Genomic DNA, 23457 nt, shown 5'->3' with positions numbered 1-23457 from the left:
ACGGCACGGTGATGAGTTCCATGGCGTGGCCCACCGGGTCCATGAAGTACACGCCGCGGCCGCCGTCGTTGTGGTTGATCGTGCCGGGCAGTTGCCTGCGCGGGTCGGCGTAGTGCTCGATGCCGCGCTGTGTGATCCGCGCGTACGCCGCGTCGAACTCCTCTTCAGAGATCAAGAAAGCGTAGTGCTGGGGAGTGATCTTGTCCGCGGGGATTGTTGCGAAGTCCAGCGTGACGCCGTTGCTCAGGTCGACCGCGATGAACGGGCCCCACTCGGCGGTGATCTCAAGGCCCAGCAGGTCCGCGAAGAACTCTGCTGACTCCCGGTTGTCCCGGGCGTGGACGATCGTGTGGTTCAACTCGACTGACAAGGAATGCCTCCGAGGGCATCTCCTGACACCTCCATGCCTCACCCAGCCGGTGACCGACACGCGATGTCACCGTAGATCATAGTCGCTGTCGTCCGGAAGTGAGCCGGCGTTAGTGGTCCGTCGTCGGCGGGCCCGGTCGCCGTTCCGTCGTCGTGCCCCTGCGGGGCGGCGCTCGTTGTCCCGGCGTCCGCGCCGCCCACCGCCCACCGCCCGCCCGGGCCCCGCCGCTACGCCGCTTGCCGTCAACTGCGGCTCCGTGTGCCCGTTCCAGCTTCGGCGGCGCCGGCCGGCTCCGATGGTGTCGCTGTGGTCTTCCGGATGCTGGGGGCGATCGCCGTCGCGGCCGGCGGCCCGGCTTCGCGCCTGGCGTCGTCCGGCCTCGTCCGTACCGCCTCCGGCGCCGCGCCGTCGGCCTTCGGCCGGCGCTGTCCCTTCCGCCGTGCCGCGCCCGCGGTATGCGGCTGTTCCGGCGGGCTGCCGCCCCGGTGCCGTGGCACTCCTCCTGCCCGGCGCCGCCGTCCCGCCGCTGCTCACTCGTGATCCGACTCGGCGAGCACGACGGCGAGGTTGTGTGCGGCGTCCGGGTGGCCTGCTTCCGCGGCGGCGCGCAGGACAGCGACGGCTTCCTCCGTCCGTCCGGACTGGAACAGCAGGACGCCGAGGGAGCTGGCGGCGTCGTGGTCTCCGGCGTCCGCGGCGTGCTGGAACGTCTCCACCGCCTCGTCGGTGCGCCCGGTCCGCATGAACAGGGTGCCGAGGTGGTAGGAGGCCTTGCCGTGTCCGGCACCGCTGGCTCGGCGGTACATCTCCTCGGCTTCCGCCAGGCGTCCCGTCTCCGAGAGGATGACGGCGAGATCGAAGGCAGCGTCGCCGTCACCGGTGTTCGCTGCGGCGCGGTACCTCGCCTCCAGGTCCTCCATGCCGCCGCTTTCCACGAGCTGCTGGACAAGGTGGGTGAAGTGCCTGCCCCGGACTTCGTTGGCGGCGAGGCGGTGCACCGCGTCGTTCGCGTCGCCCGTCCCGGTGCGCTCCAGCATCAGGCCCAGGTAGTAGGCGGCGTCCGTGATGCCGTCGGCGAGGGCGCGCCGGTACATCTCCTCGGCTTCTTCGGTACGTCCCGTACGGTCCAGGACGAGGGCCAGGTTGAACACCGAGTCCTCGTGCCCCGTGACCACGGTGAGGCGGAGTACGGCTTCGGCCTCGTCGTCACGCCCCGCCCGGGCGAGCAGCGCTCCCAGGTTGGGCGCCGCCTCGGTGGCGCCCGCGTCGACGGCGCCGCGCAAGAGGGTCTCGGCCTCGTCGTCACGCCCAGTCTTGAGGAGCAGAGCACCGAGGTTGACCGCGGCGCCAGTGCTCCCGGCCTCAGCGGCCCGGCGCAGCAGCGCCTCGGCCTCGTCGATGCGGCCCGTGTGCGCGAGCTGGATGCCGAGTACTTCCGCGGCGGTCGGGTCCCCGGCGTCGACAGCTCTGCGGTACAGCCGCTCCGCTTCGTCGGTGCGTCCCGCACTGGCCAGGTGGTAGCCGAGCCCCAGCGCGGGCTCGGTGTCGCCGGTGGCGGCCGCGTGGCCGCACACTGCCTCCGCCTCGCTCAGACGACCGGTGTCGGTCAGCAGGACGGCCAGGTGGATGGCCGTGTTCGTGTGGCCGTCGTCCAGGGCCCGTCGGTACAGCGCCTCCGCTTCTTCGGCGCGTCCGGTGTCGGCGAGCAGGTGTCCGAGGTTGACCGCGGCGCCGCTGTGTCCGCCGTCGAAGGCACTCCGGTACATCTGCTCGGCCTCCTCAGTACGCCCCGCGTCCTGCAGAATCACCCCCAGGTTGAAGCTGCTGCGTGTGTGTCCCGCCTCGGCGGCCTGGCGCAGCAGCGGCTCGGCCTCCTCCTGGCGTCCGGCCTGGGTGAGCAGCAGTCCGAGGTTCACCGTGGCGCCGGTGTGTCCCGCCTCGGCGGCCTGGCGCAGCAGCGGCTCCGCCTCGTGGGGGCGACCCGCCTTCACCAGCAGGGTCCCAAGATTGAACGCGGCGCCGGTGTGGCCGGCGTCCGCGGCCCGGCGATACATCTGTTCGGCCTCGTCGGTCCGCCCCGCCTGGACGAGCAGGATGCCCAGGTGGACCGCCGCCATGGTGACCCCTTCGTCGGCGGCCTGGCGGAGCAGCGCCTCGGCCTCGGCCTGGCGCCCGCTGTCGACGAGGAGTCCGGCCAGGCTGTTGACGGTGGCGGCGGGATCCACGTGGAACGCGATACGGAGCACCGCCTCCGCTTCCTCGGTACGCCCCGCGTCGGTGAGCAGAATGCCGAGGTTGTTGGCCGCGCGCGTGTGTCCGGCTGCGACGGCGCGGCCGAACCACTCCTCCGCCTCCTCGGCGCGACCGGCCCGCACGTGCAGGTTGCCGAGGTTGAACGCGGCGCTGGGCTCACCCGCGGTGGCCAGCGGCAGCCAGGCCTCTTCAGCGAAGCGGGGAGCGTCGGCGCGGTAGGCGTTGAGGCCGATGGTGAATCGGTCGGCCCCGTCCGCCGCGTGGTCGAGGGCGGCCTGCCACGTTTCGTCGCCGATCGGGGTGCGGGTCCGGTCGACGAGGTAGTCGAAGACGGCCCACGCCTCAGGATCGTCGGTGGGCAGCAGCAGGCTGGCAGTACCGTGCCGTACACGGGTGGCCCAGGCCAGCGCCTCCGCCGGATCCTCGGGGCGCAGCCGCGGCCCGCCGGCGTCGGCCAAGCGCCGTTCGTGGAGTGCGGACAGGAGGCGCAGGGGGTACGGGGCGCGCAGGCCCGTCCGGGCCAGATCAACGGCGGCGGCGACCAGGGCTGCGCCGCGCGGGTTCCCGCCGACACGCATCGCGTGCCGCCACTCCTGCCAGAGCGCCGGGCCCGCGGCGAGGTACTCCGCCAGCCCATAGGCTCCGTGGTGGAGGAGCCCCTCGATGATCCGCTGGTCGCCGCACTCGGCGGCGCGATCGAGTTCGGCGTCGCTCCAGAGCCGTTCCAGTTCGACGGGCTCGACCTGATTCAGGACGCGCGCCCCGATCTCCGCAATGCGGCGGGCCGCAGGGTCGGCCCGGCTGTCGTCGCCGTACGGGGTGAAAGCCCGGTACTGCTGCAGACGCATGGTGGCCATCACGGGCACGCGCAGCCGGGTCAGCTCGGCGAGCAGGTTCGGTTCGAGACCGTCGAGCCCGAGGTAGTTCTCCAGATCGTCCAGCCACACCACACAAGGCACCCGCAGGCCGGCCAGCACGTCCACGGCGGGCGGCAGGTCACTGCCCTGCAGAGGCACCAGGACCCGATGCTCCGGCAATACGTCGCGGACCGCCTCGAACGCGACGCGTGTCTTGCCCGCGGTCGAGTCGCCGACGACAAGGACCATCCCGCCCTGTTCCGCAGCGGAAGCGAGCCGCTGGCGCACCACCGCGTCGATGTCCCGCGGGACGTAGGGTGGTACGCCGCCCCCGTCCTCGCCGGGGCGGGCCCGGTGCGCACCGGCGGCCAGCGCGTCCCACCGGCCGGCCCACGGCCAGCGCCCGGGGTCCCGCAGACACGCCGGCACCCCGGATCCGGTCGTGTTGATGGTGACCGGCCCGAAGAAGTCCCGGCCCGTGAGCACGACGTCCTGCCGGCCGCCGGAGACGCTGCCGTACACGTCACCTGCGCCGGGCCCGCCGGCCATACCTATCCCCGCGAGGGCGAGGACGGCGCGCCGTCGTCCGGCGTGGACGGCGGGGTACCGAAGCTGAGCGGGCCGGAAAAGTCCCGTCCGGTGACGACGGTGTTCTGTCGGCCGCCCCAGACGGTGCTGTGCACGTCCCCCTGCCCGGTGGACGGCATCCGCGCGATGGTCTCCTGCCGCCAGGCCGCCAGTGCCTGGGCGAAGACCGGGTCGGCCTCGGCGCGAGCCGTGAGCACGGCGGCCAGATCCCGCGCCCGTTCCTCGTCCGGCGCCTGCTCGAGGGCGAGGAGCTGCGACTCGCCGGAGCCACCGACATCCCCGCCGCGCCCGAACGGCCGCCGTACGAGCGCGCTCAGGCCCGTCCACATCTGCTGGCCGGCGGCGCTGCCCGCACCTCCGGCCAGGGCCAGCAGCAAAGCAGCTGAAACCGGCTCCATCGATCCGCCCCCTGCACACCGTTGTGGCTTCCCACCCTAGAGACTTCCGCGTCGATACGGGGCGCAATCGCGGACTCCCGGGCGCCGGCCGCGCGGCCGGCGCCCGGTGTCACCGGATCAGGTGTGCCCGCCGGCCGTGCGGGCGGGTCCCGGGAGGGAAATGCGGCCAGAGAACGGGGGAGGCGGGCGCCGTCGAACACGTCGCGCGCGGCGGGGACGAGCACCTGGCGCAGGCGTCTCCTCTCCGGCGCTACCTGAACGGCTTGCTCCTGGCCGTGGGCTCCGTGGACACGGCACGGTGACCAGGGCCGGGCGGTGTCGCCCAGGACATGACGGCTCACGTGTCCGGCAGTACAGGGGAAGCTACCCCCGCGTGTCCACCACACAGCGCAGCTTGCCGCTCGTCGGACTGCGGTCCAGCGACGAACCGTCCACCGACTCGACCGCTCCACGCGGACGGTGAGCCGCTCGCGGGCGTCCTGCCCGACGAGCACGATCTGGAGCTCACCCCGGTAGCCGCTCTCCTCCGCGAGGGCCACGAAACGCCGGTGGTTGAGGAAGTACGTGGCGACCCGCATCACGTCGCCCAGCCGGCCGCGCAGCTCGAAGCGCGGGGCGTGACTGCCGCAGGCGCAGCGCCCGGGCACGGCCCGGCCGAGGTCGCCGATGACGTAACGGCCCAGGTCCTGGCCGCGCCGCGCATGGGTGCTGAAGACCAGGCGGCCCGTCTCCCCGGCCGGCACCGGCCTGTCCGAGTCGAGCTCGAGGATCTCCATCGTGTGCAGGTCGGCGTGGAGGTGGTGCACACCGCCGCTGCTCTCGGTGCACTGGTAGCCGAGCGGCCCGAGATCGGTGCTGCCGTACGTGAGGGAGCGGACGACCTCGACGCCGAAGGCCTCCTTCAGCGTGCGCCGCTGCTCGTCGGTGAACTGCTCACCGCCGTAGAAGATCTTGCGGATGCCGCCGTACGCGCGCAGCGCGTCGGCCTGGTCGTGCAGCAGCTGCCACAGGTACGACGGCATCCCGAAGAGCGTGTCCGCCTCGTGCGCGATCAGCGCCTCGGCCGTGGCCCGGTGATCGGGACCGGCCGCCAGGGGCAGCTGGACGCCGCCCAGCCGCTCCAGGATGGAGAAGAAGCTGATGAAACTGCCGTACATGCCACCGCAGTAGAAGAGGTTCGCCGTACGGTCGCGCAGCGGGTCGTAACCCGCGGCGAGCAGCCCTCGGGCGGCGGCGTGCATCTGGGTGTCGTAGTCGTCGTAACTGAACAGCGACAGGGCGGGCGCGCCCGTGGTGCCGCCGCTGCGGAAGTACAACTCGGCGTCGGCGCGCGCGACCTGCCCGGCCCGCTCCTGCACCTCCTCCTTGCCGAGCAGCGGACCGGTGGGTGGGGGAAGGACGACCGGACGGGCCAGGTCGTCCAGGCAGGCGGTGGTGGCGAACCGCTCGTCCGCCCGCACGGCCACGCGGCGGCTGTAGCGCTGGAGCGCGTACACCCCGTCGTGCGGCTCGCCGGAGTAGCTGGTGTGCATGGTGCCGACGGGCGTGACCCGGGTGACGCCCGCGGCCAGGGCGAGACGCGAGAGCTCGGAGATGTCGGTACGGCTGCCCGCCAGGCCCGCGGTCTGCAAGTAACGTCGCATGGGGCGCAGCGTGCCGATCAGCCGCTTCCGGGGCAGCGGCTTGACCCAGACGCTGCGGTGCAGCGGGGAGGCGGTGAGCGCCGGACGGGTGTCGGCCATGACCCGCCACGAGCCGTCGTCGGCGGCGAACACCCGGGTCAGCCCGAGGTGTTCCTCCAGCCGCGCGATCAGCTCGGTCGTCGTCAGCTCCGCCTCCTCCGCCAGATCCGGGCTCTGATCGGCTGGGGCCGGGCCCCGTGCCGCCAGCACACCCGCGAAACGCTCCGCGAACGCGAAGACCTCCGCGTCGGACTCCGTGTCGAGGTACACCACCTGAGGACTGGCGCACGCCTGCTGCTCGTAGAGGCAGACGTCGTCCACCAGGGCGTCCAGCGTGGCCGCGTCGTCCCACGCGTCGCGCGTGAGGTAGGCGAAGGAGATGCGGTGCCCCCACTCCACCAGGCGGCAGCCCGGCGGCACATGGGCGGCGACTCCCTCCACCGCGCCCTCGCCGCCCCACACGGCGACGGCGTCGGCCGGCGCGCACATCAGGCGCAGCCACTCCTGCCGCGAGGACGGGAAACGCAGCACGACGACGCGCGCGGCCATGGCACCGGTCGCGTCCAGCGCGGCGAGCTCGGCCAGCAGATGCTGCGTGAACAGCGTGTCACCGCTGCTGGTCTTCAGGACGTTGACGTTGCCCGCGAGCAGCCCCTCGACGACGCTGAGCGGCGCGACGGTCGCGGCGTTGCCCGGTGCGACGTGCGCGACCAGCCCGACGGGTGCCCACGCCTCGTACACGGTCTCGCGGGCGTCGGGACGGTTCAGCCGCTGCGGGGCGGCGCCGCCGAGCTCGCGGCGCAGCTTGCGCGTGAGCTCCCGGCGGCCGAGCATGCCCCCGAGCTCGGCGAGGACCGCCGGGTCCTCGCCCTCGGGCAGATGGGGCAGGAGCCGGGCGCGCACCGGGTGCCCGGGGTCGAGCAGGGCGCTCGCCAGGGCGTCGCACGCGGCCAGCAGGGTCTCCGTCTCCAGCGGCGTACCGAGTGCGCTCTCGACCGCCTCGGGCAGGGCGGCCAGGCGGCGCCCGGCCTCCTCGTCGCCGATGAAGGCCCCCTGCCAGTAGTGGTGTTCGGCGGCGGCGTGCGGCTGCACGGTCGTCATGACATTCCCTTCATCAGCTCGGCGGCGGCCACCGCGCAGCTTCGGTTGCGGCTCACCCCGGCGCGGCCGTGGACGGTGAACCAGTCGGTGCCCAGCTCGCATCCGCACGCGTCCCCGGGGTGCAGGGAGGCGAGGTCGCCCATGACGACGCTCTGCGCCGGTACGGAGGTGATGTACGGCGACACCAGGTGCAGATAGCCCGTCTCGCCGTACGGCAGCGGCTCGAGCGTCCGCGTGGAACGGACGGTGACGCGCGACCAGACGGGTGCGTGCAGACGGTGGTGGTCGCACTCGATGTACGGGATGCAGTGCTCGACCGAACCGAACGTGTCGCGGATGCGCTCACCCGGGACGCCCAGCTGCTCGGTCACGCGGGCGTACAGCTCCTCCTTGCCGATGCGCCGGTCCGCGTGCCCCTTCCAGCCTCCGCCGAGGACCACGAGCGAGCCCTCGGGCAGGCGGAGCGGCGGCAGGCCCATGGCCCGCATCCGCTCCAGGGTGAAGAAGAGGAAGGCGGGGAAGCCCAGGATGCGGACCGGGGCGTCGTCCCGCTCGAAGCGCCGCAGCGCCGCCACACACCCGAAGGGATCGAACTCGTGGCCGTCCCCGGTGTTGCGCAGCGCGTACTCGACCGTGCGGGCCGGCGCGAAGTCGCACAGGTAGTTGTCGGTGAAGGCGGTGCCGAGGTTGAGCGCGGGCGCCGGCTCGTAGCTGTAGAGCAGGTAGTTGACCTCCTGCTCGGGGGTGATCCAGCCGTTGCGCTCGAAGATCCGGGCCACCATGCGCTGCGCGGAGCGGATGGTCCACCGGTCGAAGAACATCTGCGACTTCTGCCCCGTGGTGCCCGAGGACGTCAGATGCAGCTCGACCTCGTCACGCGGGATGGACAGCACCTCGTGGCGCTTGAAGAAGTTGGCGTGCACCAGCGGCGTGCGGTACGGCCGCGCGGGCGGCGTCGCCTCGTACAGGGAACGGAAGAACGGCGACCGGTCCGTGTGCCAGGCGTTGATCTCCGCCATGGCCGCGGCGAACAGCTCGTCCTCGGCGGGCCCGTGGGCGTACGGGTCGGCCAGGTCGCACAGTCGCTGCACATGCGGCAGCAGGGCGGGGTCGGGGACACCGACGGGGGCGAGATGAGGGTTCATGAGGCAACCTCGAGTGTGGGCAGGTACGTCGACGCCCAGGCCGACGAATAGCAGTCCAGATACGGCTGGAGGGCCGGTTCGACGACGACGTCACGGAAGTCGATCCGCTCGGTGGAACGGGACAGGACGACGTGGTCGTGGAAACCGTCCCCCTCCCGCCGCATCGCCGGGTAGAGCGCGCCGGCCACGAAACCCTGGGCCAGGAAGGCCGAGAGCGCCCCGTGGTGCGACAGCGGCACCAGCGCCTCGACATAGCCGGCGCCCGCCCGGGTCAGGGCACGGGTGACGGGCTCCAGGTACCCGGCCGCGGCGGCCGGATCGGGGTGGGCGGCGACGAGCGAGCAGTACCGTCCGGTGCGGTTGAGGTAGGCGTACACCTCGAACCGCCCGTCCTCCGGAGTGAGCAGCGCATTGGGCGTGTGCAGCGGATAGAACCAGCCGCCCGCATCCGGGAACCGCTCGCGGAAGCGCCGGCGTACGAAGGCGGGGGCCTCGATCATCTCCAGGTGCTCGGCCGCCCCGTCCCCGGTCACGGGCGCCGGGGCCACGGCCCGCGTGCCGTCGTACCGCACGCCCAGTCCGCGCTCGACGGTCCGCAGGAGCGGCAGCAGCGGGGCGGGCACCTCGGGCACGGGGAAGCGCCGTTCCAGTACGCCGGGACGGTGACGCGCGTAGAGGGCGAGGCTCTCACGGCTGCTCAGGTCGACCGCGTTCGGCAGGATGCCCAGCGGACGGAAGCCGTTGCGCGCGACGGCGCGCTGCGGGCCCGCGCTGACGGTACGGACGGTGGCGTACACCGAGTCCAGCCGCCCCGCGTCCAGCGTCCCCGCGCACAGCGCCTCCGTCAGGCGGGCGGCCAGGCCACCGGACCGGTGGTCGGGGTGCACCGCGAGCCCTTCCAGACGGCCGATGCCGCTGCCCGGCTCGCCATGGACGGCGGCCGACGCGGCCAGGGCGCCGGTGTCCGGGCAGCGGGCGACGAGCCACAGCGTATGCGGGTCCTGGATGAGCCGGGCCATCGCGGCGGGATCGGTGCCGAGGGCGGTGGGGTAGTGGGGCCCGTAGACGGCGTAGTACAGCTGGCGCAGCTCGGCGATGTCCGAGGCGCGGGCCGGTGCGATCAGGGCGTTCACCGTCCGCCTCCGACGGTCGCGGGCCGGGGCTCGCCCACCGGCCCCACGGACTCCGGTGCGCCCAGAAGTGCCAGGGCGCAGGCGGCGGGCACCAGACCGGCGGCCTGCACCAGGCACAGCGTCTGCGCCGACACGTGGTCCCCGGCGAGTCCGAACAGCAACGAGCCGACGGGGAACGTCGCCCCCAGCACGGCCTGCATCACGGCGAAGAAGCCGGGCTTGTCGGCGGCGGGCACCAGTCGCTGGAACAGGGACACGAACCGGACTCCGATGACGCCCACGCACCAGCCGGCCACCGCCAGGCAGCCCGCGAGGACCAGACGCCCGGCGACCAGCCCCGGCAGGGCCAGCGCGAGGGCCATCAGCCCCAGGCAGTACGCGCCGGTGACGGTGGGCCGGCCCGGCACCCGCGCGCCGGTGAACGAACCGACGAGCGTGCCCACGCCCAGGGACGCCTCCAGCAGCGCGACCGTCCCGCCGCCCTCGGCCAGCACCGACCGGGTGTAGAGCGGGATGACCACGAAGACGGCCGTGGTGAAGAGATTGGCCACCGTGAAGCAGACCAGGATCCGCCGCACGTAGGGCAGCTCGGCCAGGATGCGGCGCAGGGTCCGCCCGCCGGGCGCCGCCCCCGGGTCACCGTCGGCGGCACCGGACGCGGCGGGGGTGCGGAAGCGTACGCCCGAGATGAGCAGCGCGGCCGTGCCGTAGGCGGCGGCGCAGCCGGCGGCGAGGCCGGCCACCCCTGCCCGGTCGACGACCAGGGCACCGAGCAGCGCCCCTCCGAGTCCGGCCAGGGACTGCGTGGACAGCTCGAAGCCGGTCGCCGTCTCGATGTCCTCGTCATCGACGAGTTCGGGCACCGAGGTGGTCAGACAGGGATCGAAGAAGGCCTGACAGGTGGCGAGGGCGAGCGCCGCGGCGTAGGCGGCCGGCAGCGGCAGGCCACTCGTCCAGGCCCAGGCGGCCAGCGCGGCGGCGACGATGCCCGCCACCCCGGCGGTCGTCCGCAGGACGGACCGGTGGGCGTTCCGGGCCACCGCCCGGGCCACGACCGGGGCCAGGGCCACAGCCGGCAGCGTGCTGACGGCCATGAACAGCCCGGAGGCCAGGCCCGGCGCGCCGTCGACGGCGTAGGCGACCAGCCACCACGAGACGCCGACCTGGAACATGCGGACGGCGGCCTGCGTCAGCACCTGCCCGAGCCATACGGCACCGAAGGCCCGGTTGCGCAGGACGAGCGGCAGCCGCCGGCCCTCGGGCGCGGGAGGCAGCGCGGGCTCTGGAGCCGTCACGGGCGCGGGCATGGATATGGGCGCGGGCGTGGGCGCGGCGCTGTCCGTCCGGCAGCGGGTCATGCCGTCGGCCTCTCGTCCAGTACGCGGACGAGCTTGCCCGTACGCGGGTTGACGGCGAGGTCGCGGTGGCGCACCCACTCCACGGCGAGCGGGTGCACGAAGCCGGCACGGACACTGTCCGGGTACAGCGGCCGGGCGTTCTCCAGCTCGGTGACCACCGCCTTGGCGAGCGGCTCCAGACCGGCCGGGTCGTCGTCGCCCGGAGCGGTGGCCAGCCGCAGCACCAGCCCGTCGCGGCCCTTCCAGCGACGGACGACCAGCTGCGTGCCCACGATCCGTCCGGCGGCGTCCGCGTCGGCCACGGCGTCCTGCGCGTCCTGCGCGTACAGCGACACGGGCCCCACGCGTACGCCTTCCTCGGAGCGTCCGAGGATGCGGAAGTGACCGGCCGCGGTGTCGGTCCACTCGGCGCGGTCGCCCGCCGGATAGCGGATGACGGGCATGAGACGGCGGAAGAGGCTCGTGACGACGACGCGGCCGGGCCGCCCCGGTTCCGTGACGGGCTCGCCCGTCGCGTCATCGAGGATCTCCACGATCGAGTGCGGCGTGAAGGCGCGGTGCACGCGCGCGTCGGGACCCGGCACGGGACGCCCGAGCAGGCCCGCATCGACACTGGCGTAACCGACGGACCGCGCCTCGGCGTTGGGGAACGCGGCGGCGAGCAGGCGCCGCTGGTCGGCGAAGAGCGCCTCGCCGCCGAAGAGGACCAGCTCCACGGCGTCCAGCCGCAGACCGGCCGCGATCAGGTGCTCGGCCAGCCGGCACAGCGTCGTCGGCGTTCCGGCCACGACCTGGGCGGCGAAGTCGCGCAGCGTGGGAACCGTCGTCTCCAGGGGCGCGGCGCCGCCGATCGGCAGCCGGACGTTGTCGACGGGGCAGGCGGCGAGTGAGTCGAGGACGAAGAGGAAACTGGCGTAGAGCTCACCGGCGTAGAACAGGTCCGCGACACGGTGCCCCGGACGCAGGCCGGCGTCCACCAGTCCCTGGCCGAAGACGCTCACGAAGGTGCGCCACTCGTCCCGGGTGTAGACGGAGAACTTGGGCGCCCCGGTGGTACCACCGGTCTTGTAGACCGTCGCCTCGCTCAGGGGCCCGGTCAGGACGCGGTTGTGGTGGAGGGTGTTGGCCGCCCAGAACTCCTGCTGGTCGACCACCGGAAGGTCGGTGAGGCGGTCGGCGTCCGGCGGCAGGGACGCGTAGAGATCCCGGTAGAAGGGGGAGTTGTGACGAGCGAAACGTACGAGGTCCGATAGCTGATGGGCGGACATGCGGCCTTTGCCTAGGTGAAAAGGAACAGGGTGGGAGTCACCGCGGCATGGCGAGACCACGAACTCGCCGCCTGCGGGATCGAACGGTGTGCGGGGAGACCCCCGAGCCCCCCGCCCCTGCAGCGCCCGGAATCTGACGCGCGGTCACGATGATGGATCATTTTGGCGACCATCGCAAAATTGACCGCAATTATTTCGCTATGCCTGGCCGAAAACGAAGCAACTTGCGGTACGGGTGGGCCTGGCCGGTCCGGGCGGCGGACGCGCCGGGCCGGCTTGACGTCACGCATACGGGACCCCGCGGCGACGTGCCTTTCCGGCCAGGGGAGGATGCCTGCCGGAAAGAGGGGGATGCTCGGGTGCGGGAAACATGGGCCGGAGGACCGGTACAGCGGACGATCGTGGCGTCCGTGCTGACGCTGATGATGGCGATGCCGTTGCTGGTGGAGCTCTGGGGCTTCATCGAACTGGCCCTGGAGGCGCCCGCGCCCCATGACGGGCCGGGCATCGTCGTCCTGATGGCACCTTCCCTGATGTGCCTCGGCCTGCCGGTGGCGCTGCTGGTCACGCTGTTGGGCGTCGTCCCCACCCTGGCGCTGGCCGGCTGGGCGGGCCGCCGCTCGGGCCGCGAGGCCTGGTGGTGGGTGCCCGTGGCGTCGACGCTGCCCGTCGCCGTCGTGGCCGCGCTTCCGCCGAGTCGCACGGCGCCCTGGTGGTGGTGGTCGGCCGCCGTGGTCACGCTCTCCGCTGTCGCCCTCGTGACCCGCCGTGCGGTGCCCGTCCGCCGGCCCTACCGCAGCGTCCTGTTCGGCGGGACGCTGGCGATGCTCGCCGTCGGTGTGACGGGCCTGGTGGTGTACGGCACGGGCCTCGTCGACGAGTACCGCCCGCCCCGCACGCCCATGGCGGAACTCTCAGGCACCTGGCGCGACACGCGTGGCGGCACCCTCGTCCTCGACCCCACGGGCCGGGCGACGGCCGAGGGCCTGATGCCCGACACCTTCCGCGGCGACAACCGCCCCGCCGGCCGCTGCGACGGCACGGGCACATGGACGTACGACACCGGCTCCAGCCCCTGGTTCCAGCGGGTCGATGTGACCCTGGGCGACTGCTGGTCCGGCGGCTGGACGGTGGGAGGTACACCGGAGCGCCTGAAGCTGAACCACGAGTACGGCGACCCGGACTCGCCGGACTGGTACGTCCTGACCCGCTGAACGAGGCGCTCTGCCGCTCCGGGGGCGTGCGTCGGGTGGAGGCGCTCGTCCCCCCCGGCGTACCCGGCGAGCATTGGATGGATGCCTGGGGCGAGCGTGCGACGGAACTCGGCACTGACGACCGGCAACCACTCGGGGGAGAGAACAGTACGCCAGGACGCCGGCGAGTTCCTCGTCCCCCACCTCCAGCGCCGGCATCAAGCCCACGGTGAACCGCAGATCCCGATACGCCTGTCGCGCGAGCTGGATCATCTCGGGGACAGATCGACGCCGAACGCCGTCAGCCAGGCCGGCCGGACGCGCCGTCACCCGCCCCCGCCCGCAGCCGGGACATCCGCCTGCCCCGGGCCCGCGGCCCGCACCCGTTCGGTGGACGCGGCCGGCATCGCGCGACAGCGGTTCCAGCTCCGCGGGTGTCCTGATCAGCTGGACGTGGGCGGAGGCGACGGTGCCGTACGACCTCCGGACTCCGGCGAGGTGGGAGGGCTCGGCCACACGGCGACTCCCTCGCCAGGCGCATGAGACGGCAGCACCGGCAACCGCCCGAGAGCATCCTCGGGGGGGCCGGCAGCCGGTGCCGTTCTTCCTAAGCGGTCGTCTCGATAGGCGATTGGTGCGCCGAAGGGCCCTGTCGTTGGGGTGCACGGTGCGGGTGCGACGATGCGGGCATGCGCAGGTTGAGCGAGTTGATCGACGTCGAGGAACCGGCTTGGCCAGAACTCCGGGAGATCGTCGGTGCCGGGCCGGTGTCTATTGAGGTACTCCCGCCCGATGGCAGCCTGGGGAAGGCTTCGCTTCTCCAATTGCAGGTCACAGCCAGGTCGTACTTGGGTGCGGTGGTGCTGCACTGCGGCGGTCTGCTGGTGGACGGCGGATGGTTGCGGGTCTTCGGCAGCCCGGCGGACGGGGCGGCGCATGGGGTGCCGAGTCTGGCGCAGGTCAACCAGTTCCCTGGAGCGTTCGACGCTGCGTGGCGAGTGGATTCCGGTCTGGTGGTGGCACACGATGTGCTGGGCGGGGTCTTCGCGCTCAACGGCGGGTCTCCAGCAGGCCACGGGCGTCCTGGGGTTCCAGGAGAGATGGTGTACTTCGCTCCGGATGCGCTTCGCTGGGAGGGTTTGGGGGTCGGTCACTCAGCGTGGATGGCCTGGCTGGCATCAGGGGCGCTTGATGAGTTTTACGCGGATCTTCGCTGGTCTGGCTGGAAGGAAGAAGTCCAAGCACTGCACGGGGACCAGGGCCTGTCGCTGTTTCCGCCGTTGTGGTCTACCGAGGCACGTCAGGACCTCTCCGCGGCCAGTCGTCGCTCCGTGCCCATGACGGAGTTGCTCGGCGTCGCCCGGGACTCATGCCGACAGTTCGATGGAGTCGATCCGGGGTTTCTCGGCGCCGTGTGACATGGTCGGCCGGTCCAATCGACGAAAGCAGATCAGAGCGGCTGCGATTCCGGCGAAGGCCAGAAAATGTTCCGCCTTGCGCTCGTAGCGACGGTGGAGGCGGCGGCAGCCGGCCAGCCAGGCCACTGTTCGCTCCACGGTCCAACGGTGGCGGCCCAGTCTCTGGGAGGACTCAATGCCCTTGCGGGCGATGCGAGGGGTGATGTTGCAAGACCGGAGCCATCGGCGCAGGTGGTCGTAGTCGTAGCCCTTGTCCGGGTCGTCAATCAGCTCACCCTGGAAAACCGGCAACTCCGCCAACAGCTGGCCACGCCAGGCCCCATCGTTCGACTGCTACCTACCCAGCCCCAGCCTCCGGGACGGTGATCACACGCCGCCCCGCGGCGCAGGTGCCAGCCTTCGCCGTGTCGATCCCCACCCACCATAGGCCCGCGACATCTCCCGACGGCGCGCCAACCATCGTTGCACCCTGGTCGAGGAGGGACACCGGCCAGCGAACGGCGTCTACGCCAGCAGGTCCGCCAGCTCAAAGCTGATGTCGGGACACCTGTGCACGTGCTGCCGGCGCCGACGACGCCATGAACCCCACCGAGGCGGAACCGCCACGAACCGGTCCGGCAGCTGTCACTTCCCGGCCGCGCCGGGTTCCCCGCTCATGGATTCCTGGTAGGCATCCGCGTAGGTGGGAGAGTCCTTGATCAGGTCGTCGCAGAACGCGGCGACGTCGGTGCCGATGAGTTCCAAGACTCCCTTTCCCTCGGCGACGCCCTCCTCGAAGAAGTCGACGATTCCAGGGAGGAGGGGCCCGTCGGACAGGCTGACCGGTCCGACCTTGAACAGGTACTTCTGCATCTCCTTGTACACAATCTGGTAGTCCGGCGGGAGCGCCTTGACCCGGGCAACATGTGCCCGCCACTGATTCTTGCCTTCGATGATGTCCTGGATGCTCACGTCAGCCTCCCAGCCGGCTCAATTTCCTTGCGACGTTCCTGTTCAACTGCTCGCGCCACCGGTCGCGATGAGTCCGGGCCCCGGCTCCTCCGGCCAGCGCCGTACAGAAGCCCTGGATGTCGTCGCCGAGCACCTCATGGACGCTCTGCCCGTCCGCTGCCGACACTTCGAGCAGCCCAAGGGCGGAGTCGAGGATCGGTGTCAGGTTGCGGCCGGTGAAGTCCCCGTAAGGGAAGAGGTGAGCGACGATCTGGTCCCACGCCTCCCGGTAGTCGTCCGGCAGAGCCTCAACCCGGGCTCCGAACGCCTTCCAGTCCCTGGTGAGATCGCTGCCTGTGATCTTCTCCCAGAAGTTCATCTCCCGCCCTCCTTGAGCCTGTTGATGCGCGATGAGAGGTACTGCCATTTCGCCCAGAACTTCGCGAGTTCCTCGCGCCCGGCGTCGTTGAGCGAGTAGAACTTGCGCGGCGGACCGACCCCGGACGGACGTTTCGTCACTTGGACGAGCCCGTTCCTCTCCAGCCGCAGCAAGATGGTGTACACCGTCCCCTCGATGACGTCGGCGAAGCCGAGCTCGTTCAGCTGGCGAGTGATGGCGTACCCGTAGGTCTCCTCGCTGCCGATGATTTCGAGCACGCACCCTTCGAGCGTGCCCTTCAACATCTCCGTCAGGTCATCCATCGCGGGTGCTCCTCAACCCTGCCGGTACTACGTGGTACCGAGTACCGCTATACGGTATCACCGAGTAGTGGAACGGCAACGTCTCCGGTGGACGCAATCCCGGGCGACTCGTTCGGCGAGAGACCGGGTTCCGTCGAACGCTGCAGCCCGGTCATCGCTTGAGCTCGGGTCGGACGTTGCGCGTCAACATGCTGAACTTGACAGAGAATCGGCCGGGTGAGGAGCGAAGGAACCGTTGGTGTTCCGGCCCGTGGTGACCGACCTCATCGCCGAGGTTGAAGCCGACACCGCCCTCCACCTGTGCCGGCACCGTCACCTCACCCGCTGTGCTACCTGCGGCTCCGGGACGACATGTCCGCTGGCGACGTCCGGGCATGATCCGTCACCGCGCGGCCGGTCGCACGCCCCTGGCTCTGCCGGACTCGAGCCCGGCAGACCCGGTGCCCGGTGCCCGGAGGCCGTGCGCACGGCGCTCGGCCTCTGTCCATCGCCCCCCTGGCATGTGGTCCTGAGCGCCGCCGGCATGCGCCCAGTTGACGTCTGGGACGATCCTCCCGGGGCCGCAAAAGCTGGTCGGTCTGCGGCGCCCTGGTCCCTCGAGACCGTACGGGCGAAGGTGAGTACGCGTACTCACGCCGAGCCGGTCGCCGCACCCATCCGCCGTGCCGCCACGTCTTCATAGGGTGCTCGTATGCCTGACCAGACCGTGCCCAGCCCCGCCACCAACCCCGAGGCGCCCGAACCGAGGGCCTCCTCTCGCGCCCTGGGCGCTCTGGGATGCGGCGGCGCCGCGCTCGTCGGCGTCTTCCTTCTGATCGGCCTGCTCGCATGGGGTTCGTGGGCGTCGACGGACTTCCCCCGCGTGGCGCCCGAGGAGATGGCAAACCGCGCCCTCCAGCGTTCCCAGGAGGCTTACAGCGTCATGGGTTTCACGCGCACCATAGAACCCGGAGTCGAGGACATCGGCGTCAGCACGGAGAACACGCTCGGCTCCAGCTTCTGTTACGACGGGGGCTTGTTGGGGCTGAAGGACGAGACCATCGACGGCGCCTACTCGATGAGCCACAGGTGGGCACTCGACCACGTGCCGGCGGGCCAGGCGGTCCCCGGTCTCCGCCGCCTTCACCGGTTCCTCCAGGACGAGGGCTGGAAGGTCACGTCCTACAGCGAAGGCGAGCGGGGCGGGTCCTGGGACCTGTTCGTCCAGCGGGACGACGGCAACGAGCGGATGTCTTTCACCTGGTACCCGGACCGCGAGTACTTTACCGGCGGCGCCTCCGTGCCCTGCGCCTACGACCCGGAGTGGAAGCACGGCGATGTCGGCCCTGCCGGAGACGACCAGCGGCCGCCCGCCTTCGGCCCCGCACAGAGAGACTAACGAGACGCACCCCTCCCCCGTGGGCGCCGCCGCGCGCGAGCCGTAGCCCCACCGTGGCTCCCAGGATGAGAGCTGGGGCACAGCAGGAGTGTCCAATCGTGGACGACAGCCCTCCCTCCCGACGGTCATGATCAGACCCTCAGTCGCGACCAGGAGGGAGTATCGCTGTGCCGGTCCTGCGCCAGATCACCACATGCACCGAGCCGTCGACCGTTGTCATCGAACGCCGCGTCCGCGCACACGACCGGTCGGTGGACTACCGGCTGGAGGTCTGCCGGCGCCACCGGTGGCTGTCGAGCAACTGGACCGGACGCCGCAGCACCGACGGCGCCGGCGGACAGTGCGGCACCGTCACCGACTACCGACCCTACGCCCAGGTCGTGCAGTCCCATGCCGACCTGTGGCTGCGGCCGCTGGCCGCGAACGGCCCCGAAGACCACGGCGGCGACCTCGCGGCCGATCCGACCGACCGCGGCAAGGCAGGATCGAAAATCCACCTGATCACCGACCGGAATGGCGTGCCGCTGTCGCTGGGCATCTCCGGCGCCAACGTGCACGACAGCCTCGGCCTGCAGCCGCTCGTGCGCGGGATCCCGCCCGTCCGCTCCCGCCGCGGACCCCGCCGCCGGCGTCCGGCCAAGCTTCATGCCGACAAGGGATACGACTACGGCCACCTGCGGAAATGGCTTCGCGAGCGTCGCATCCGCCACCGCATCGCCCGCAAGGGCATCGAGTCGTCCACGCGGCTCGGCCGACACCGCTGGGTCGTCGAGAGAACGGTCTCCTGGCTGGTCGGCTGCCGCCGACTGCACCGCCGATACGAACGCACGGCCGAACACTTCCTGGCCTTCGTCGGCACAGCCGCAGCCCTCATCGGCTACCGCCGACTCACCAAGTGAAACGGCGTCTAAGCGGCGGTGGGGCGCAGGTTCACGGGGAGCGTGCGGTGGCCGTTGCTGATGAGGGAGGGGATGGGTTCCAGTTCGGACAGGGGGACGGCCAGTCGGGCCTCGGGGAACCGCGCGAAGAAGGCCTGGAGCACGGCGGTGATCTCCATGCGGGCGAGGGGAGCGCCGAGGCAGAAGTGGACACCGTGGCCGAAGGCGAGGTGGTCCTTGGTGATCCGGGTGACGTCGAAGGCGTCGGCGTCCGGGCCGTGCCAGTCGGGATGGCGGTTGGCCGCGGCGTAGGAGGCGAGGATCGCCTCGCCCTTGGCGATGACCTGCCCGTCGGGCAGAGGGATGTCGGCGACGGCGTAGCGCAGCGGCAGGTGCTTGACCGCCGGCTCGTGGCGCAGGGTCTCCTCGACGACGGCGTTCCAGTCCGCACGGCCGGAACGGATGTGCTCGAGTTGCTCAGGATCGGTGAGCAGCGCGGTGATGGCCTGGTCGATGACGTTGACCGTGGTGTCGTACCCGGCACTGATCATCAGCAGGAGCGTGTCGCGCAGTTCTTCCTCGGCCAGGGCCGAGCCGTCGCCGTCCTCGTCGCGCGTGGCGATGAGGACGGAGGTCATGTCGTCGCCGGGGTCGGCACGCTTGGCGGCGATGAGTTCGTCCAGGACACCGTAGAGGCGTTCGCCGTTCGCCGCGGCTTCCGCGGAGGTGAGCGTCGTGTCGAAGACACCGTCGACAAGAGCACGGAACCCTTCCCTCCGGCTCTCGGGCAGCCCCATGAGCCGACCGATCACCGCGATGGGGAGCGGCACGGCGAGACGCTCACGCAGGTCGACGGGCTCGCCGGTCGGGGCCGCCTCCAGGTCGTCCAGCAGCCGGCCGACGAGCTCATCGATGCCGGCCTTCAGGGCGGATATGCGGCGCGCCGTGAACGCGGGCGCGACCAGCCGGCGCAGCCTGCGGTGATCGTTGCCGTACGCGGTGAACATGTTGGTCACCGCGACCCACAGGGTCAGCGGCCAGTGCGGTACGACGCTGTCGAACGCCGCCCAGTGCCGGCGCGCGTCCTTGGACACGTCCGGGCTGGTGAGCAGGTTCTTCAACAGGACCGGATCCGACACGGACCAGGCCTGCACACCCAGTAAGTCGACACGGGCCACGGCGCCTCGGGCGCGGAGCAGCCGGTGCTCGGCGTGCCGGTCGGAGCCGGTGGGGTCGAGGACGATCGGGGTGGGCTGCTGGGTCACTGGGCACTCCCTCGGAAGCTGGGTACGGCGGTGGTAGGACCGGGGCCACCCGGCCCCGGCCACTACGGAACGGTCGGACGCGAACGACCGCCCGGTCAAGTCCGCGCCCCCGGACAGCGACTCCGATCCGACGTTGCGTGTCCCACCCGCCGCTCAAGGCCCCTGGCCGACCGCGATGCCTTCGCGCGCCCCTGGGACAGAAGATGGCCGCGAGTAACGGCTCCACCGTCGAGAGGTCCACCGACCTGCACCGCTGCAGCACGGACGGGTCGATCGGGGACCACCTGTGGTGCGCGCAGCGGAAGATCTTCGGCTGCACGCGCGAGATGTACTCGGACTCGTCCTCCGGCTGCGGCTTCCACCGGCCCGACCAGGTGATCGAGGGCAAGGCGTGCCAGCGATGCGCGAGTTGGTATCGATTGAGTGAACGCCCTGTCCCGACCCTGTCCGGGACGGAAAAGCACCGTGTCCGAGCCGCCTCCCTCGTGTCACTGTGGAGACGGGACCGGTACCACGGGGGAGGTACGGCATGACGGGGGCGCGCGTAGAGGAACTGCGTGGGGACGATCCACGTCAGCTCGGTCGCTACCGGCTGCTCGGCCGGCTCGGCTCGGGCGGCATGGGGCGTGTCTATCTCGGCCGCACGCGCGGAGGACGGCTCGTCGCCGTGAAGACACTGCTTGCCGAGGGGGTTGTCGAGGAGACCGACCGCCGTCGCTTCGCGCGGGAAGTCGCGCTCGCCCAGCGGGTGTCCAGCGTCCACACGGCTCAGGTGCTGGACGCGGACGCCACGGCCGACCGGCCGTGGATGGCGATAGAGTACATCGCCGCTCCCTCGCTGGCGGAGCTGGTGAGCGCGAAGGGCGTGCTGCAGGCCTCGGCCGTACGGTGGGTCGCAGCCGGCACGGCGGAGGCGCTGGTCACCCTGCACCGGATGGGCATCGTCCACCGGGACGTGAAGCCGCAGAACGTCCTGTTGCCGCTGGATGGGCCACGCCTGATCGATTTCGGCATTTCGCACGCCAGCGATCTCACCCGGACCCAGCTGACGCTGGGGACCATCGCGTTCACCTCGCCGGAGCAGGCGAGGGGCGAGGAGTCGACGGCGGCGGCGGACGTCTACTCGCTCGGTGCGACCCTCTTCCACCTCGCCGTGGGCCGGCCGCCTTACCCGATGGACGGGGACACGCTGCGGTTGCTTTCCCGCGTCCAGCGCGCCGACCTGGATCTCGGTGGGCTGTCGAAGGAGCTGGCTCCGCTGATCCGTCCGTGCCTGGCGCCCGATCCGGCCGCCAGGCCCGAACCGGCCGAGGTCCTCGAGCAGTTCACCGCCTCGCTCTCCGGCCTGCCGAACACCCCCAGCGGCAGCCGCTGGTTGCCGCCGCGGTGGACGGAGCTGATCAGGGCGTACGAGAGCCAGGGGCGCAGCTTCCAGGAGACGGGGGAGGCCGAAGGGCCGACCGTGGACCAGAGGACGAGCGCGCTCCCACCGCCGGACCCGACCCGCGTGCTCCCGGAGGAGCGGGCACGGCGTGCCGAACGGGCGCGGGCTGCGCAGGCTTCCATGGCCGCGGCCCTCGCCGCACAGGAGGAAAAGCTCAGGCGCGCCGGCGCCGCCCGGAAGCCGCCCGCTGCTTCCTCGGCCAGTACGCCGGCGCCGCCACGTTCATCACCGGCCCCGGCACCGGCACCCGCACCAGCGGCGGGAAAGGGCGACGGCGGATGGTTCGGATTCATCCTGTTGGCGGTCGTGGTGTTCTTCATCTACCAGGCGAACGCCGAGGACTCCGGCTCGACGCGCAGCGGTTCGTCCTCGTCGCGCTCCACCTACGACTCCTCGTACGGCTCCGACTCCCGGCACACCTCCGCGCCGACCCCTGCACCGGACGCCGTGGACCTGGCCTTCCGCGCGGTCGACAGCGGCGACTGTCTCACCGCGTACGACGACGGCCATGCATCCTGGTCGACGAGGACCCCGCAGACGGTCGGCTGCTCCGCCGCCAACGCATATCTGCGCGTGACCTCGGCGAGCGAGGGCATCGACTTCGCGGACTGCCCCTCCGGCAACGGTCGCAGCTACTGGTACCACTCCGGCTCGCGCTCCTCCTTCGCCACCACGCTCTGCGTGGAGCGCCAGTTCCGCAAGGGCCAGTGCTTCGTGGCCAAGCGCAGCGGCCGCACGATCACCGCGTCGCGGACCCTGAATCTCTGGAACTGCGACGCGACCGAGGTCCCCCATGGCTTCAACACCGTGCTGCAGATCACCGGCTACCACAAGGCCCGGACGTTCTATCCGGCCGGGTATTGCTCACGCAGCCGGGACGACCGGAACATCTACTGGACCTTAGAGGTCGACGGGGGAAGGAACGTGCTGTGTACGACGGCGGTCTGACGTGGCTCGTACCGCTCGTGGCGGGCGGGGCGACACTGATCCTGCTGGTGGGCAGACGGTTCCAGGGGCGTGCGCCGGTGGGGGCAACGGACATGGCCGACCCGCCCGACCCGACCGATACCCTCGCCATGGCGCTGCTCGCCGGCGGTCCAGAACGCGTCGCGGACACGGTGCTCGTCCGGATGCACCAGGCCGGGCTCCTCGTCCTGGACGGGAAGAGGGCCCGGGCGGGCGAGAGCGAGGCGTACGGCACGGAACGCCTGCACCTTCTCGTGCGGGAGGAGACAGCCGGAGGCGAGACGAGGGTGCACCAACTGCACGAGGCGCTGGTGACGTCCGGTCGGATGAAGGCCCTGGACCAGGGACTCGTCGAGGAGGGGTTGTTGCGGCCGCTCCCGCCTCTGCGGGCGTGGCGACGGGCCTGGCGGTGGCACCTCGCGGTCTGTCTGGTGTCCGCTTTCCTCGGGCCCTTCGCCGCCGCCGGCAAGGGCGGATCGGCAGCCTGGCTGAACGCCACCTCGCTGCTGGCGTTCGCGCTGCTGGTGGCGGGCCTCTTCCTTGCGCCCTTCGACCGGTTCACGCCGCAGGGCCGGCTGACCCCGGCGGGCGCCGCGGCCCTGGCACGGCTGCGGGAAGCCCACCGTCATCTGGACCGCTCCTCCTGGGTGGACGCCCCGGCCTGCACGCACGCCCAGGACCACACCGATCCGGAAGCGGTCGGCGTAGCCCTGTTCGGGACGCACGGCATTCAGGACAAGAGACTGCGCCGCGTGATCCGCAAGGCGCACGAGCGCCCGTCGTCCGGAGGGGGCGGCTGCGGTGGCGGAGGAGGGTGCGGCGGCTGCGGCGGGTGAGCCCGCACAGGCAGGGGCTCAAGAACCCCGACCAGCGTCTCGCCGCTCCGCTCGAGGGCACCGCCGGCTGCGCGGATCGCGTGGGCGGTGCCCGGGGCGAGCACCTCCTGGTGCGGGAGCTGTGCCAGGACGTCGCCGGGACAGGACGCCGACGTGGCTGGAGGTCGGTCGCGCAGATCCGCTGGGGGAGGGGCGGCAAACCACCGCGCCCGGGTCAAGGACGGGCGGGGCGGCGGACGTACAGAGCGAGTGCCAGGAGCTTTCGCTCTTGTCGGTGTCGGTGTCGGTGTCGGT

The 23457-nt window shown here is 71.6% G+C and carries 17 protein-coding genes and 2 pseudogenes; 6 read left to right on the top strand and 13 right to left on the bottom strand.

Annotated features, from left to right (window positions below; all coding sequences use genetic code 11):
• The 8 genes from IH00_RS0106900 to IH00_RS0106865 all read right to left on the bottom strand — a co-directional run.
• Positions 1–370: VOC family protein (locus IH00_RS0106900; RefSeq protein ID WP_031070699.1), on the bottom strand; the 370-nt coding region annotated here is incomplete at its 3' end.
• 530 nt (positions 371–900) lie between these two features.
• The gene (locus tag IH00_RS0106895) at positions 901–4029 is read right to left on the bottom strand and encodes a tetratricopeptide repeat protein (RefSeq protein WP_052411219.1); all 3129 of its coding nucleotides are present in this window, start codon (positions 4027–4029) and stop codon (positions 901–903) included.
• 2 nt (positions 4030–4031) lie between these two features.
• Entirely contained in the window at positions 4032–4445 is a 414-nt protein-coding gene (locus tag IH00_RS37085; protein WP_234334788.1) for a hypothetical protein, read from the bottom strand.
• Entirely contained in the window at positions 4382–7249 is a 2868-nt protein-coding gene (locus IH00_RS37080; protein ID WP_234334787.1) for an acyl-CoA reductase, read from the bottom strand. The genes IH00_RS37085 and IH00_RS37080 overlap by 64 nt, the downstream gene beginning before the upstream one ends.
• A complete protein-coding gene (locus tag IH00_RS0106880; RefSeq protein ID WP_031070693.1) occupies positions 7246–8394 on the bottom strand; it encodes a LuxE/PaaK family acyltransferase in 1149 nt (382 codons plus the stop codon). The genes IH00_RS37080 and IH00_RS0106880 overlap by 4 nt, the downstream gene beginning before the upstream one ends.
• Positions 8391–9527 carry a GNAT family N-acetyltransferase gene (locus tag IH00_RS0106875; protein ID WP_031070691.1) on the bottom strand — a complete coding sequence of 379 codons (1137 nt, stop codon included), beginning with the start codon at positions 9525–9527 and terminating at the stop codon, positions 8391–8393. Before IH00_RS0106875 ends, IH00_RS0106880 begins: the two co-directional genes overlap by 4 nt.
• Positions 9524–10822 carry an MFS transporter gene (locus IH00_RS0106870; protein WP_234334786.1) on the bottom strand — a complete coding sequence of 433 codons (1299 nt, stop codon included), beginning with the start codon at positions 10820–10822 and terminating at the stop codon, positions 9524–9526. Before IH00_RS0106870 ends, IH00_RS0106875 begins: the two co-directional genes overlap by 4 nt.
• A gap of 59 nt (positions 10823–10881) precedes the next feature.
• Complete coding sequence (locus IH00_RS0106865; protein ID WP_031070686.1) at positions 10882–12153, bottom strand: phenylacetate--CoA ligase family protein; 1272 nt, start codon at positions 12151–12153, stop codon at positions 10882–10884.
• A 401-nt stretch (positions 12154–12554) separates the two neighbouring features.
• On the opposite strand from IH00_RS0106865, the gene IH00_RS0106860 reads away from it, so the two are divergent.
• Both IH00_RS0106860 and IH00_RS0106855 read left to right on the top strand, forming a co-directional pair.
• On the top strand, positions 12555–13367 hold the full coding sequence (locus IH00_RS0106860) for a hypothetical protein (RefSeq protein WP_031070684.1): 813 nt from the start codon (positions 12555–12557) through the stop codon (positions 13365–13367).
• Between the two features lie 668 nt (positions 13368–14035).
• Positions 14036–14764, top strand: a complete 729-nt coding sequence (locus tag IH00_RS0106855) for a DUF2625 domain-containing protein (protein WP_031070682.1) — start codon at positions 14036–14038, stop codon at positions 14762–14764.
• Here the strand turns inward: IH00_RS0106855 and IH00_RS39930 are convergent.
• From IH00_RS39930 to IH00_RS0106840, 4 genes and pseudogenes are all read right to left on the bottom strand, one after another.
• Positions 14714–15019 (bottom strand): annotated as a pseudogene (locus IH00_RS39930) (transposase); the annotation flags it as partial. The gene IH00_RS0106855 and the pseudogene IH00_RS39930 overlap by 51 nt on opposite strands.
• 369 nt (positions 15020–15388) lie before the next feature.
• A complete protein-coding gene (locus IH00_RS0106850) occupies positions 15389–15715 on the bottom strand; it encodes a DUF1048 domain-containing protein (protein ID WP_031070680.1) in 327 nt (108 codons plus the stop codon).
• A 1-nt stretch (position 15716) separates the two neighbouring features.
• The gene (locus IH00_RS0106845; RefSeq protein WP_031070678.1) at positions 15717–16073 is read right to left on the bottom strand and encodes a DUF1048 domain-containing protein; all 357 of its coding nucleotides are present in this window, start codon (positions 16071–16073) and stop codon (positions 15717–15719) included.
• Entirely contained in the window at positions 16070–16396 is a 327-nt protein-coding gene (locus tag IH00_RS0106840; protein ID WP_031070677.1) for a PadR family transcriptional regulator, read from the bottom strand. Before IH00_RS0106840 ends, IH00_RS0106845 begins: the two co-directional genes overlap by 4 nt.
• 691 nt (positions 16397–17087) lie before the next feature.
• On the opposite strand from IH00_RS0106840, the gene IH00_RS0106835 reads away from it, so the two are divergent.
• Both IH00_RS0106835 and IH00_RS0106830 read left to right on the top strand, forming a co-directional pair.
• Positions 17088–17774, top strand: a complete 687-nt coding sequence (locus tag IH00_RS0106835) for a hypothetical protein (RefSeq protein WP_031070675.1) — start codon at positions 17088–17090, stop codon at positions 17772–17774.
• Between the two features lie 443 nt (positions 17775–18217).
• Positions 18218–18673 (top strand): annotated as a pseudogene (locus IH00_RS0106830) (IS5 family transposase); the annotation flags it as partial.
• An 8-nt stretch (positions 18674–18681) separates the two neighbouring features.
• Here IH00_RS0106830 and IH00_RS0106825 read toward each other — a convergent pair.
• Complete coding sequence (locus IH00_RS0106825) at positions 18682–19917, bottom strand: cytochrome P450 family protein (protein WP_031070671.1); 1236 nt, start codon at positions 19915–19917, stop codon at positions 18682–18684.
• Between the two features lie 529 nt (positions 19918–20446).
• Here IH00_RS0106825 and IH00_RS38810 point away from each other — a divergent pair.
• Both IH00_RS38810 and IH00_RS42650 read left to right on the top strand, forming a co-directional pair.
• Positions 20447–22309: a serine/threonine-protein kinase gene (locus tag IH00_RS38810; RefSeq protein WP_052411217.1), complete on the top strand. Its 1863-nt coding sequence runs from the start codon at positions 20447–20449 to the stop codon at positions 22307–22309.
• Positions 22291–23163 (top strand): TIGR04222 domain-containing membrane protein, encoded by an 873-nt coding sequence (locus IH00_RS42650; protein WP_031070665.1) that lies wholly within the window; start codon positions 22291–22293, stop codon positions 23161–23163. Before IH00_RS38810 ends, IH00_RS42650 begins: the two co-directional genes overlap by 19 nt.
• The last annotated feature ends 294 nt before the right edge of the window (positions 23164–23457 follow it).

It is taken from the genome of Streptomyces sp. NRRL S-118 (assembly GCF_000716335.1).
GTDB lineage: Bacteria > Actinomycetota > Actinomycetes > Streptomycetales > Streptomycetaceae > Streptomyces.
The sequence above is the reverse complement of the archived record's forward strand: the minus strand, read 5'-3'. Positions and strand labels throughout refer to the sequence as shown.